This window comes from Lonsdalea quercina, assembly GCF_900107885.1.
Classification (GTDB): domain Bacteria; phylum Pseudomonadota; class Gammaproteobacteria; order Enterobacterales; family Enterobacteriaceae; genus Lonsdalea; species Lonsdalea quercina.
In genome coordinates, this window is the sequence record NZ_FNQS01000002.1 from 284,963 (window position 1) to 297,427 (window position 12,465).

Here is a 12,465-nt window from a genome sequence, read left to right on the forward strand (position 1 = left end):
CCCAAGCGCCGCTGAATGCCGGAACGGAAAACGATCCCCGCAAAGCCGCCGTAGCCGCCGCTATCGCTCGGGTTAAAGCCCGCAAGGCCGCGCAGGCATCACAGAGATCTCAAACGCAACCTAAGTCTCAAGAGGAATAAATGGCTTTCAGAATTGCGAGCGCGCCGTTATTGCATCAACGGCAGACGACCTCCGGCATGATGCGATGGGTGATTTTGACCTGCGTGCCGGGTATCGCCGTACAGAGTTATTTTTTCGGCTACGGCACGATCATTCAGATAATGCTGGCCATAGTGACGGCGTTTGTCGTCGAGGGAGTGACATTGTCACTTAGAAAACAGCCCGTCGCGGCTACGCCTAAGGACAACTCAGGGCTTTTGACTGCGGTGCTGCTCGGTATTATTCTGCCGCCGCTGGCGCCTTGGTGGTGGGCCATTCTTGCCACGTCGGTGGCCGTCAGCGTGAAACAGCTCTCCGGGGGGTTGGGACACAATCGTCTTAACCCCGCGATGACGGGCTATGTCCTGCTGGTGCTGGCATTCCCCACCTCGATACTCCATGGTTTCTCAGCGGGCGCCCCCCAAGATGTGATCAGCACGCTACAGACCCTGTTCTCCGGTCAACGCGCGTTTGCATCGTTCGACCTCTTCACAGTCCCGTCTCTTGCGTTCAATACGGGTGTCGCCACACTCCCTGCGGGAGAACCGCTTGCCAAGCTATTCGACCACATCCTGTTCAACGGGTTTTCCGCTTCATTGCGTTGGGTGTGGATCAATCTGGCTTTCCTGGTCGGCGGCCTGTTACTGCTGGCCCGGGGCGTCATTCGCTGGCAGATCCCCGTGAGCTTTTTACTGGCGCTGTCGTTCTGCGCGCTCGCAGGTCGACAGCTTCAACCGGAAATCTGCGCCCCATTGTCGCTGCATCTGTTTTCTGGCTTTACATTACTGGCTGCTTTTTTCATCGTCACCGATCCCGTCACCTCGGCGACGACGGATAAAGGGCGTCTCCTGTTCGGCGCACTGACCGGTGCGTTGGTTTGGGTTATCCGTACCTACAGCGGTTATCCTGAAGGGGTGGCTTTCGCGGTGTTGTTGGGAAATCTTGCTGTTCCCTTGATTGATCGTCTCACGCAACCCCGAATATCGTCTCAGTAATGTTGAACGCTATAATGCTGGCGCTGAGCGACAATCTCGCCGTTCTGGAATGTCGTCGTGAATGCAGCGATCCCAGCACACACGCCATTGCGGTCTTTGAAGAAGGCTTTACTGCATCACTATGAATAAAGAAAAACGACTCGCCATACTGACGCGATTAAGGGAAAACAACCCTGAACCGAGGACCGAGCTACATTACACCTCGCCCTTCGAACTGTTGATTGCCGTTCTGCTCTCGGCGCAGGCCACGGATGTCAGCGTGAATAAAGCGACCGCCAAGCTTTACCCGGTCGCCAATACGCCCGAAGCCATGCTGGCGCTGGGTGTGGATGGCGTGAAAAGTTATATCAAGACGATTGGGTTGTTTAATAGCAAAGCGGAAAACGTGATCAAAACCTGTCGAATGCTGATTGAACATCACCAGGGGCAGGTGCCTGAAAATCGGGCAGCATTGGAAGCCCTCCCCGGCGTCGGCAGAAAGACGGCGAATGTGGTGCTGAATACCGCGTTCGGCTGGCCGACCATCGCCGTCGACACTCACATTTTCCGCGTGTGCAACCGTACCGGTTTTGCGCCCGGTAAGACGGTGGAGCTGGTTGAGGAAAAACTGCTGAAGGTCGTGCCGGCGGCATTTAAGGTAGATTGCCATCACTGGCTTATCCTGCATGGGCGCTACACCTGCGTCGCCCGCAAACCGCGCTGCGGTTCCTGCTTGATAGAAGATCTCTGCGAATACAAAGAGAAGGTCGACGTCTGAGGAAGGGTTATCACGGCCAGGAGTGAATCCTTTGGCCGTGAGAGACACTGCGCGGTTATTTGACGGGCAATACCACCTCTTTGAACATCGCTTCGATCTCTTCATTCGAGCGCAGCGCGATGGCGGTATCCACCACATCACGCGTCAAATGAGGGGCAAAACGCTGGATAAAGTCGTACATGTAGCTACGCAGGAAAGTGCTGCGCCGAAAACCGATTTTCGTCGTGCTGTAACTGAAGATATCGTCGGCATTCAGTTTGACCAGATCGGGTTCCGTCTGCGGGTCGACCGCCATATTCGCGATAACCCCCACGCCGAGTCCCAGACGTACGTAGGTTTTAATGACGTCGGCATCCGTTGCGGTGAAGACGATCCGCGGCGTCAGACCGGCGCGGTTAAATGCCGTGTCCAGTTCTGAACGTCCCGTAAACCCAAAGGTGTACGTTACAATCGGGTAAGCCGCCAGCTCTTCAATAGTGATGTTGGTTTTGGACGCCAACGGATGATCGGGCTTGACTACCACGGCGCGATTCCAGTGATAGCAAGGCAACATGATCAGATCTTCATACAGATGCAGCGCTTCGGTGGCAATGGCGAAGTCGGCCGATCCTTTTGCCACCGCTTCCGCGATTTGCGTGGGCGAGCCTTGATGCATATGTAAAGACACGCGCGGGTAGCGGTCGATAAAACCTTTGATCACATCTGGTAATGCGTAGCGCGCCTGAGTATGTGTGGTGGCGATATACAGCGACCCCTTATCGGGATAGGTATGCTCACCAGCGACCGCTTTAATGGCTTCGACCTTGGACAGCACCTCCCGAGCAATACGGATAATCTCCTGCCCGGCAGGCGTCACCTGTGTTAAATGCTTCCCGCTGCGTGCAAAAATCTGAATCCCCAACTCATCTTCCAGCATCCGGACTTGTTTACTGATGCCCGGCTGGGAGGTGTAAAGGCCTTCCGCTGTAGAGGATACGTTCAGGTTGTGATTAACAACTTCAACAATATAACGAAGCTGTTGCAATTTCATAATTTATCCCATTCCAAATTGAATAGTGCGCACGACATCTTATGTTTGGACGTTTCTTGCAATGACAGACTACTACATCAACTACAACGGCATAAATCTCTGCCATATAAATGCAATTTAATCATAAGCACATTTTTTATATAACTTATTTTTTACTTTGTTCGGAAAAAGTCGACTTATCAACGCCATGTTACCCTATGCCAAGTTTCCCGGCTTCAGGTAGATGACGCGACTTTTCGTCAACCCCAAAAAAAACGCTGTTTTTTTGACCTTGCACAGTTTTTGAATTGTTCGAAATAGAAGTCCGGGCCGAGTTTCGCCTTCGGCCGCGAAGAGATGAAGAGGAGAAAGCGAGGAGACAATGCCTTTCAGCTTTTGTAAAATGTTAACATCACGTAAAACGAATTAACGACCACGCCATGAAAAAAAACAAACGATTCCGCCGAATCGCCCTTATTTTACTGCTGTTGCTCATCTATCTTTATCGCGACACCCTTAATCCCTTCAAACCCGACTGTTCTGCCAAAAATCCACAGGCGTCTCAGTTGGAAGAGTGCAAAAAACCCATCAAGGAAGTCGCGCCGGGGTTTGAAATTTAGATCCCCGTCATATAGCCCCCGTTCCCTGACAACTCCGCGTCCGAGCGCGATGTGCATCGATGACAATCGCACATCGCTCGCGCCGCATGAAGAACACCCCGGCTGACCCGGGGTGAAGAACTGAACGGCAGGCCAGAAAATGTCCCCGCCTTCCCGTCGCCCTCAGACTGCACCGCTGCGCTTTTACCGCTGCTCGGCAAACGCACCACGACGTCTCTCGGAGAACAAGGCTTCCAACGTTACCCTCCGCCAACCTGCGGTTAGGCCGTCAGCTCTGACAGCGACAGGTGGGTGATCTTCTCTCCGGCGACCGCCGCATCGATACCCAGCAGGGAACCGCCCGCGCCGCGCAGATTCAGATTGGTGTTGCCGTTATCGCCTCCCAGCACGCTTTTCACCATACCGACGGCCTGTTTAAACTTATCCATACTTTCACTGGTCATTCCGTCGTCATCCGGCTTGCTCAGCGCCTGCGCCCAGCTTTTGTCGTCCTGGACCGGCGACGAGGCGTTATCCTTCTGGTACTCCGGTTTGCCAAAAATTTCAGGATACTGGTCCATGAGCTGACCGATGATCTTGGCCGTGCCGCGATCCTCTTTGTTGACGAAATTGCGATCCACGCCGTCCCGATGAGTGTCGATATTATTCAGCGCCTGCAAACCGGCATTTTTGCCGACCCCGGAACCGACCGCGTTCCCCAACTGGGTGAAGTCAGAGGTCGTGCTCAGTCCCTGAAGACCGTTGCCGCCCAGCGATAGTGAAGACGACGTACCAGCGCTGCCGCCTGCGTTATTCCCCAGCAGTAGCGTCAGCGCATCTTTCACCCCCTGGCTATAGGCCGCTTTGTTGGCCGGGGTCGCCTGACTGTCGCTCAGCAGCGCACCGCTATTGCCGCTCTGACTCAGCGAATTGACCGTATCGCTGCCGAGCAGATTCTCCAGCGCCTTGGCAAACAGTTTATCGACGGCTTCCGTATTTTGGGTGTCGATGGGAGACAGTCCGCTTTTCGTCCCGGTGCCGCCGGTCTGCAAACCACTCTGCGTATTATCGGACTGACCTTTGCTGGCAAACATCAGAGCCGTCAGCAGGTCGGCCAGCTTATCGAGGGTGCTGCTCAGTTGATCGGCGCTGCCGCCCTGTGTTTCCGTCCCGCCGGACAGAGATCGGTAACTATCAACCCCCGAGGTTTGAGATCCGAAATCCGCGCCAGGCGTGGTCTTGATTGATATTTGAATCATGCTATTTCCTTATCCATTTGATGAGTCGTGGCAATGTCCTGCTATGACGTGCGCAACGCTGCGTCATAACGCCGGTACCTGCGGCAAACGCCTGCGCGATACTGCTAAATAAGTGACCCAAAGCGTCAAACAGTTCCTCTTTGTGATGGTTTCCTCGCCATCAATCCGTTCTTTCCAGCGCTTCACACTCCACGCCCGCCAGTTGAAACAGCTCACGCACCACCTGCGGATATTCCACGGCCGGTTGCCGAAGCAGCCATCCAATCGTCAGCACGTTGGTTTCCCGCAGGAAGATATGGGCGCCTTCGGTCTCGGCGTCACGGTCGTAGCGACGACTCAAAATCTGTCGCAACAGTCCGGGATATTGCCTGCCCGGCTCAATCGACAGCTCCAGCGCCCAGCCATCGAGTTCCCCGAATTGGAACCGCAGTTCAATGCCGGACTGCGCCAGCCAACGAGTCGGCTGCTGCCGGTTCATGGCGGCGATAAACGCCGCGCCGTTCTCAACATCGATTAACCTACTCTCCGTCATGGCAGCGCAACCTGAGTAAAATCAGCCACGCCAGTGCGCAGGTCCGGCTGCCACCAGATCACTAGTTGATGGTTTTCCGGCTGGGGACGACAGGAAACGTCCGCACACTGGGCCGTCGGCGTTTTAGCCGCACAGGCGCTCAGCAACAGCGCCAAACAGCACGAGAACAACTTGGGATACATGCTTTTCTCCTTGAAGCATCAGGGTTGGATCAGGGAAGGACGCGTCGGCGCAGCCAGACGGGCCGGCAGCAGCGCAAGGTACACTTCGGTCGACTGTCCCGGCGTCAATGTCGTTCTTGGCCAGGCCGCGACCGCCAGCGTGCGACGCCCCTGGCAGGTAGCCTCATCGAAACGCAGTGGCTGCAACCCGCGGTTTTTCACCACGCCAACCGCCAGCGTGACGGCATCATTGCTGTACCACTGGTGACGGCCGCTTTCGTAAGCCAAACCGCGCGCGCTTCGGCAGACCTCATTCAGGCGACTGCCCGCGCTATCGGCGTGAAATCCGGCGGGCGTCTGACCGCTGGCCAGATCGCGCAGCGCATTCTCCACCATGCCGTAGAGATCGGTTTTGCTGTTGCGCTGCGTGACGCGCCCCATTACGGCCTGTAGCTGCTGGCGATTATCCTGAGAAACATAACGGGTGGGATCGTTCTGGTCGCCAATGAGATGCGGCGTGAGGATAAACAGTCGCTCGCGTCGGGAAACCTCATGCCGCCGGGAGGTGAACAATTTGCCAACCCACGGGATATCGCCTAGTAACGGCACCCTTCGGTCCCGATCGCCGCTCTCCTCGACGTGAAAACCGCCCAGCACCAGCGCGCGGTTTTCGCCAATCAGCGCCTGTGTGCTGACCGTCCCGCGCTTCACACCAGCGGCATTGCCCTCCGCGTTCGTCTCCAGCTGTCCGTCCTCGATGTCGATTACCAGCTGGATGCTGCTCTGGTCGCCTTTACCGATCACCCTCGGCGTCACCTGTAGGCTGGTGCCCGCCGTGACCGGCTGTATGTCGGCCACCCGTTCGCCGGTCGCGGTAATAAAGGCGGTCCGGCTGAAGTCCACCACCGCAGGCTGATTTTCCAGCGTCAGCACCGAGGGATTCCCCACAATCGAGGCGGTGCCTTCGCCTTCCAGCGCCTGAATATCGGCGAAGAAACGCTTGAAATCGCTGACGAACAGCGTGCTGGAGCCGGACATCAGACTGGCGCCGCCGGTCACCGATCCCAACTTGCCCTGCCAGTTCGCTTCCAGCCTTGAAAGCGCCGTGCGGTCGACGTCGAGGATAACCGCATCGATATTGACCAGATTTTGCGGAATATCGATGCTGTCGATGAGTTGCTGATATTCCGGACGTCGTTTCTCGTCATCCCGAATCAACAACGCGTTATTGCGCACGTCGGCAGACACCTTGCCATCAAGCGCCGCTTTGCCGGCACGGCTGCGGAGAGGCGTGCGCGTTGCCCAGCGCGTTAGCACGTTGCGCGATTCGCTCTCCAGCGCTTTGTTGGAGTAGCCGGTGGCTGGTTCGCCCCCAGCCGTTGCATTAGCCCCGCTATCGGCGGCCGTTGCCCCGACGGGCGGAGTCCGATTGCCATCCATTAACTCGTTCAAAATAGTGGCGACGCCTGGGATCACCAGCGTCTGGTCGCGATAGTGAATTGTGCGGTCGGATACCGCAGCGAAGCGCAACGGAAAATTCATCACCTTGTGGCGCTCTTGCCGACTTTCGCGTTTACGAGCGAAGCCGCTAACCAGATTGACGTACTCCTGAGGCCCGGTGACCAGCACCACGCCCTCCTCCGGCAACTCCCCCCAGCCAAAGTGCGGGTCGAGCAGACCGATACCGGTCAGTGCCTGCTTCAGATCGGGCACGGCTTCCGGCGAGATCTCCAGACTCACCGACGTTTGTTCGTCCTGTGGACTGACATACAGCGTGTTGCTGTACACAAACCATTGAAAATGGTGTTCCAGCGCCAGCCGGTCGAGAAAGGCCACCGGACTGTCGGCCCGAATTTTACCGTTGACCTCGCTATCAGAAAGTTCACCAAGCCTCAGTTCAACACCGTGACTGTCGGCAAAACCCTGTAATACCTGCGATAGCGGCGCCTTTTCCGCCGAATAGGCATAAGCGCCCTTATTCCACGACGACGGCGTGGCGGCATGCGCTAACGGCACCATCCCGATCGCCACCAGCGACCAGCACAACAGACGATAAAGAGCGAATAGAAATGAACAGATCAGGTTACGCATGCCAATCTCCTTGCGACCAGGCCAGCGTGTGTAGGTTAGTGACCGGGAGGTCGGTTTTGCGGCGTTCCGGGAACAACAGTCCCTGCCAGGCATCCCGCTGATTCACCAAGTTTTCCAGCGCGCGGCAAAGCGCCTGAGGCTCATCCGGCTCGTGGCGCATCAGTAGCCAGAGCTGTTTGTCCGCTTCGGCGTAGGCCAGCGCGGCCGCCTGCCAGCCAAAGCGCTGCAGCGAGGCGGTTGAAAACACCAGCGCCCGCGGCAGTAAGGCATCGTCTACCTCCTTCCCAGTCGTCAACCGCGCCGAACAGCCGATGCCGCGCGGATAGCGGGTCAGCAAAACCGGCCCGCCGTCGATATCAAGCGAGAGCGGGCCGTCCACGCTGTTCAGCCAGTGTTCAATGAGGTGGATCAGCTCAGTTGAAGTCATTGATGATGGCCTTGGCCAGACCGTGTTTGACGCTCAGTAGCTGTCCGGTCGCCCAGTTGGCGTTGGCGTAGTCCATGCTGGCTTCAAAAAAAGCATGACTGTCCGCCATGTTTGCGCCCTCTTCCGCCACATTCAGCGCCATCGCATCCAGCTGCGACTGGGCATCGACAAACGCGGTATCCAGCCGACGCTGTATTCCCACCGACGAAGACATGATGCGTACTCCTGTAGTTGTTGAACCTGCCATTAGGTGGTCAACCATTCGCGGTGGTTCCAGAGGAGGGAAAAAGTTCGAACGAGGAGGCACTACATCAAAGGATTGGGGCAGAACACCCGCCACGCCGATCCTTCCAAATCATGCTCAAAGGATCGGCATCCCATCAGCATGCGGGGGCCGATGGGCGCTTAGCCGATGAGGCGTCGGGAAGTTCGACGCCACGCGACGGCCGTGCAGGCTAAGGCGTAGAAGCAGGCGCAGGGATCAGCTGTTCCACCGCCCGGCGCCAGCTCAGGTTCATGACGCCCTGAGGCGTCATAAGCTGCAGTTCATCTTTATTCAATACGTCGTCGGTGGCTAATTGCCATCCCAAATGCGTGTGGTTTTCCAGCCAGTTCGCGACCTGCGCCTGCTGCTCGGGATGACAATAGAGCACACCGCGCCCTTCGCCGCTCTGATGGCGCAATAGCTGGCGCAGTAACGCGGAGGTACGCTGCTCGTCCGGTACGTCTTGCACCAGTTGGCGCATCGCATCATTCAGCACCTGACCCGCCTGTTCGGCCATAAAGGCCTCCATCTGCGCCCTTTCCTGTTGCCATCCGCGCAGGATGTCGTCCGCCTGTTGCATAAAACGCGCCTCGGCCTGCCGAATCGTCCGCCCTACCTCGGTCTCCGCCCGGTTCTCAGCAGCCGCCAACAACGCCTTCGCTTGCCGTTCGGCGGTCTCAATCACCTGATTCCCACATTGATGCTGCTGTAGTCGGTCCGCTTTGATGACCGTGTCTTCCTCGGTATCCCTACCCGTAACTAGCTTCAATTGTTTTCGTGTCAGCATACAGATTCCCTTTTTTCCATTTCACTCAAGCCTCTCTTCTATGACGAACAAACACGCCGACGTCGTCACCGTCCGGCGCAGCGCTAAGGCGCGCTTTCCATATCGCAGCGTCGCACAGCGCGTTCACTCGACTTACGGGCAACGCCGCTGCGGGCGTCTCCTCAACACCGACGCTCCATGAGCGGGGAAACAGCAGTCGAACACGCGGCCAAGCGGCTGCGGATAAACAATGCCTCAGCAGGCAAAGCGCATCGCTCTGCCGCCGTGCGGTAAAACTCAGGTTTTCGGGCAGCCAGAGTCCAGGGCGCAGCGCTTTCGCCAGCCGCCGGCACCATTGCGCCGGCGCCGGCGGCAGGGGACGCTCCGGCGCACGGCAGACGGACGCGATCAGCTCAAGCGCCCAGACGCGCTGGTCCGGCGTCAGGGCAATCAGTGCCCACAACGTCTCCGAGGGGGGATCCGGCAGGCTTTCCGGCAGGCTCCAACGCGCGCGCATACACGAATGCTGATGCAGGGACAGACTCTCCATCGCCGTTCGCCCTCCCGCCAGCCCGGCATCAACCTGCCAGCTGCCGTCCGCCTCCAGAATGCAGCCGTAGGCCCACCAGCGGACCCATCTCAACTGCGACTCCCGGCTCATTCCCTCAAGGAGCGTCATCGGTCAGGACTCCTGCGTCGTCGGCTTTTTACGCGCTTGCTGTTGCCGCCACCAGGGCTTCGCCATCAGTCCGCCCACGCCCCCGGCTATCACCAATGCCAGAAAAAAACCGGCCCACTGGAGGTGATTGACCCCTTGCGGCGTCAGCTTCAGCGGTCCCAGCGAGACAGTTTCCACGCTGTCCTGATAGGGCTTAGCCAGAGAAAAAACGATGGACAGATCTTTGTCGCTTTTTCCGCTCAGTCCCGGAATACTGCTGGCGACCATGCGCCGAATGCGCGGCCTGATGCTGTCCGGATCCAGATCAGCGCGATGTTTGATGAAAACAGCCGCCGAGGCGGGTTGAATCGGCTCGCCGGGGGCAATACGCTCCGGCAGGACCACGTGCACGCGGGCGACCACAATGCCGTCGATCTGGCTAAGCGTGGACTCCACTTCTTGCGACAACGCATAGATGTAGCGCGCCCGCTCTTCCAGCGGTGTTGAGATAACCCCGGTTTTCTGAAAGACCTCGCCCAGATTGGTTCGGTTCTGCCTCGGCAGCCCGGCGGCATTCAGAATATTCACCGCTCGCTCGATATCGTAGGCGTCGATCAGCAACGTAATGCCGGTTTTATCGATGCTTTTCTCAGCATCGATGTGATAACTGCCAAGTTCAGCAATCACCTCGTTGGCATCGTTTTCCGACAGATTGCGATACAGCTCCACTCGGTCGCCGCATCCCGCCAGAATCCAGATGAGCAGCAGGAGCAACCCGCGTTTAAGCGCGCAGTGACGCATGACTTCAACCTCACTGTAAATTAGTAATCTTTTCAATACTTTGAACGCTTTTTGCCACGACTTTCGCGTTGAGCAAACTCTCGAGATAAAACGAAGACAGTGTCCGTGTAGCGTCCATCACATCCTTGGGATTATTACTATTAATGCTTTTTCCGACCTGTCGTTCGGCTTTCTGCCTAAGCCCGTCGAGATGGCTGGAACGGCCAGCCAGCGCATCAATCCAGACGGCATTGCCCTTTTCCGGCTCATTCGCCGTCGCGCCGGGCGAGATCGCCGTGCTAAACCACGATACGTCTTCCGCCGCGGGCGCCGTCGTCGCGTCTTGTCCGTCCATGCCCGACAAGGCGTGGCTCGCACCTGAAATCTGAGAAATTTTCATCCTGTTTCTGCCTCTTACCGATGAAATTTCACCTATAAAAAACCGGGGGAATCCCCCGGCCATTCGATTAGCGATAACGGCGATCAGAACTGGATCGACTTCGCAGTTTTGGTGCTGGCGTTCATCGCTTTGGATGCAGAGTCCATCTGCATATCGGCGATGGAGTTCATCGCATCCGTTTTCATTTTCTGGCTCTGAGCCGCCGTGGTCATGGCGGTGGTTTCCGCCATGGTTTTATCCAGAGTCTGCATTGAGGCCAGGGATGCGGCACTTGAAAGTCCAAACATGTTGTTATCTCCAGTGAATAAGGGTCGTTGAGAGTGTGGTGAACCGGATGACGACCCTGTCATCGTGTTCATCTATTAAGTAGGAGATAGCGGTCAACGGTTCCGGATGAACTCAACTTTTTCGCAGCCAGCCCTCAGCCCGTCAAAATCCACGTGAGGAGACCTTCAACAGCTTCAGGCGGTGATAAAGGGTTCGTTTGGGGATCCCCAATTCTGTCACCACGTCGTCAATACAGTGGCCGTTGCGCCGCAAAGCATCCTGAATCAGAAATTTTTCGATGCGCCGCAGCCGGTGCTTTAGCTGCGTCGGCGCCGTCCCGGCCTCGGAGCGCGATGCCAGCGGGGAAAGCCCTAGCACCCAACGTTCGGCGGCGGCTTTAAGCTCGCGAAGATTGCCCGGCCAGCTATGGGTCAGCAGCCGCTCGTTCACCTCAGCGCAAAGGGCAGGCGCCGGGCGGTGCAGCCTTTCGGCGGCGGCACGCGCAAAGCGCTGGAACATGGGTAAGATGATGTCACTGCGGGAGCGTAGCGTGGGCAGCTGGATTTTGACCGTATCCAGACGAAAATAGAGATCGCGGCGAAAACGCCCCTCTTCCACCAGCTTGATAAGCGGCGTCTGCGTCGCGACGATCACTCGCATGTCCACGGGCTTGAACTGCGTACTGCCCAACCGCTCGATGCCGCGATTCTCGAGCACGCGCAGCATCTTGGCCTGTAACGTCAGCGGCATGCTATCGATCTCGTCGAGAAACAAGATGCCTTTATCCGCGGTCTCCAGGTAGCCGGCGCGCGAGCGGTTGGCGCCGGTATAGGCGCCGGACACCACCCCGAACAGTTCACTTTCCGCCAAATTTTCCGGGACCGCGGCACAGTTGACCGCCACCAGCGGTCCTGAACAGCCGGAGAGGCGATGAATTCGTCGTGCCAGCGTATCTTTTCCTGTCCCCGTCTCTCCTTCAAGAATGATATCAACGTTCAGCGGAGCGATATCGTTGATTAGGGCGCCTAACTCGGCATGAATATCTTCTTCCTGGCTCTCAAAAAAGGTTCCGCAATCAATATAGGGAAGATGTCGACTCGATACATGACGGTTTCTGATGCTCATGACAACTCCTGTACCCTTGAGGGCTATCCTTATCCAGGCGACCATTGTCAATGGTTTAGCCTACGACTTCATTATTATGCTTACGATTTCTTAACGATTCACGCACAAAAAAAAGCAACATCTAACAGTTGCCTGACGAAGCCGCTAAAGCATTACCGTCATCGCTATTTGAAACCATCAGTCAACTGCTGAAGTTGCTGTAGGAATAAACGGTG

Annotated in this window: 17 protein-coding genes; 4 read left to right on the top strand and 13 right to left on the bottom strand. The window is 57.0% G+C overall.

Annotation, left to right across the window (positions count from 1 at the left end; translation table 11 throughout):
* Nucleotides 1-140 precede the first annotated feature (140 nt).
* Genes BLU64_RS04160 through nth form a run of 3 tightly spaced genes read left to right on the top strand, consistent with a single transcriptional unit; the run spans nucleotide 141 to nucleotide 1,911 of the window.
* Nucleotides 141-1,154 (top strand): RnfABCDGE type electron transport complex subunit D, encoded by a 1,014-nt coding sequence (locus BLU64_RS04160; RefSeq protein ID WP_026742547.1) that lies wholly within the window; start codon nucleotides 141-143, stop codon nucleotides 1,152-1,154.
* Nucleotides 1,154-1,279 carry a hypothetical protein gene (locus BLU64_RS17770; RefSeq protein WP_268748618.1) on the top strand — a complete coding sequence of 42 codons (126 nt, stop codon included), beginning with the start codon at nucleotides 1,154-1,156 and terminating at the stop codon, nucleotides 1,277-1,279. Before BLU64_RS04160 ends, BLU64_RS17770 begins: the two co-directional genes overlap by 1 nt.
* Nucleotides 1,276-1,911 (top strand): endonuclease III, encoded by a 636-nt coding sequence (nth, locus tag BLU64_RS04165; protein WP_026742548.1) that lies wholly within the window; start codon nucleotides 1,276-1,278, stop codon nucleotides 1,909-1,911. Before BLU64_RS17770 ends, nth begins: the two co-directional genes overlap by 4 nt.
* A gap of 55 nt (nucleotides 1,912-1,966) precedes the next feature.
* Here nth and cysB read toward each other — a convergent pair whose 3' ends face one another.
* Entirely contained in the window at nucleotides 1,967-2,941 is a 975-nt protein-coding gene (cysB, locus tag BLU64_RS04170) for an HTH-type transcriptional regulator CysB (protein ID WP_074727968.1), read from the bottom strand.
* A 419-nt stretch (nucleotides 2,942-3,360) separates the two neighbouring features.
* Here cysB and BLU64_RS04175 point away from each other — a divergent pair, with 419 nt between their 5' ends.
* The gene (locus tag BLU64_RS04175) at nucleotides 3,361-3,540 is read left to right on the top strand and encodes a hypothetical protein (RefSeq protein ID WP_026740146.1); all 180 of its coding nucleotides are present in this window, start codon (nucleotides 3,361-3,363) and stop codon (nucleotides 3,538-3,540) included.
* A 260-nt stretch (nucleotides 3,541-3,800) separates the two neighbouring features.
* On the opposite strand, the gene BLU64_RS04180 is transcribed toward BLU64_RS04175, so the two are convergent.
* From BLU64_RS04180 to BLU64_RS04235, 12 genes are all read right to left on the bottom strand, one after another.
* Nucleotides 3,801-4,778, bottom strand: a complete 978-nt coding sequence (locus tag BLU64_RS04180) for a type III secretion protein HrpN (protein WP_139171476.1) — start codon at nucleotides 4,776-4,778, stop codon at nucleotides 3,801-3,803.
* A gap of 160 nt (nucleotides 4,779-4,938) precedes the next feature.
* Nucleotides 4,939-5,310, bottom strand: coding sequence for a hypothetical protein (locus BLU64_RS04185; protein WP_051625488.1), 372 nt, complete (start codon nucleotides 5,308-5,310; stop codon nucleotides 4,939-4,941).
* Complete coding sequence (hrpT, locus tag BLU64_RS04190) at nucleotides 5,307-5,492, bottom strand: HrpT family type III secretion system protein (RefSeq protein ID WP_026742551.1); 186 nt, start codon at nucleotides 5,490-5,492, stop codon at nucleotides 5,307-5,309. The genes BLU64_RS04185 and hrpT overlap by 4 nt, the downstream gene beginning before the upstream one ends.
* 18 nt (nucleotides 5,493-5,510) lie before the next feature.
* Nucleotides 5,511-7,562, bottom strand: a complete 2,052-nt coding sequence (gene sctC / locus BLU64_RS04195; RefSeq protein WP_074727970.1) for a type III secretion system outer membrane ring subunit SctC — start codon at nucleotides 7,560-7,562, stop codon at nucleotides 5,511-5,513.
* Nucleotides 7,555-7,989, bottom strand: coding sequence for a type III secretion system chaperone (locus BLU64_RS04200; protein ID WP_026742553.1), 435 nt, complete (start codon nucleotides 7,987-7,989; stop codon nucleotides 7,555-7,557). Before BLU64_RS04200 ends, sctC begins: the two co-directional genes overlap by 8 nt.
* Nucleotides 7,976-8,203 (bottom strand): serine kinase, encoded by a 228-nt coding sequence (locus BLU64_RS04205; RefSeq protein ID WP_026742554.1) that lies wholly within the window; start codon nucleotides 8,201-8,203, stop codon nucleotides 7,976-7,978. The genes BLU64_RS04200 and BLU64_RS04205 overlap by 14 nt, the downstream gene beginning before the upstream one ends.
* 241 nt (nucleotides 8,204-8,444) lie before the next feature.
* Nucleotides 8,445-9,041, bottom strand: coding sequence for a type III secretion system stator protein SctL (gene sctL, locus BLU64_RS04210; protein WP_074727971.1), 597 nt, complete (start codon nucleotides 9,039-9,041; stop codon nucleotides 8,445-8,447).
* Between the two features lie 25 nt (nucleotides 9,042-9,066).
* The gene (locus BLU64_RS04215) at nucleotides 9,067-9,699 is read right to left on the bottom strand and encodes a protein kinase family protein (protein ID WP_139171478.1); all 633 of its coding nucleotides are present in this window, start codon (nucleotides 9,697-9,699) and stop codon (nucleotides 9,067-9,069) included.
* 3 nt (nucleotides 9,700-9,702) lie between these two features.
* Nucleotides 9,703-10,479: a type III secretion system inner membrane ring lipoprotein SctJ gene (gene sctJ, locus BLU64_RS04220; protein WP_026742556.1), complete on the bottom strand. Its 777-nt coding sequence runs from the start codon at nucleotides 10,477-10,479 to the stop codon at nucleotides 9,703-9,705.
* A 10-nt stretch (nucleotides 10,480-10,489) separates the two neighbouring features.
* Nucleotides 10,490-10,813, bottom strand: a complete 324-nt coding sequence (locus BLU64_RS04225) for an EscI/YscI/HrpB family type III secretion system inner rod protein (RefSeq protein WP_235195092.1) — start codon at nucleotides 10,811-10,813, stop codon at nucleotides 10,490-10,492.
* A gap of 128 nt (nucleotides 10,814-10,941) precedes the next feature.
* Nucleotides 10,942-11,217, bottom strand: a complete 276-nt coding sequence (locus tag BLU64_RS04230) for a type III secretion system major pilin HrpA (protein ID WP_483306177.1) — start codon at nucleotides 11,215-11,217, stop codon at nucleotides 10,942-10,944.
* 70 nt (nucleotides 11,218-11,287) lie between these two features.
* Nucleotides 11,288-12,250 (bottom strand): sigma 54-interacting transcriptional regulator, encoded by a 963-nt coding sequence (locus BLU64_RS04235; RefSeq protein WP_026742558.1) that lies wholly within the window; start codon nucleotides 12,248-12,250, stop codon nucleotides 11,288-11,290.
* Between the last annotated feature and the right edge of the window lie 215 nt (nucleotides 12,251-12,465).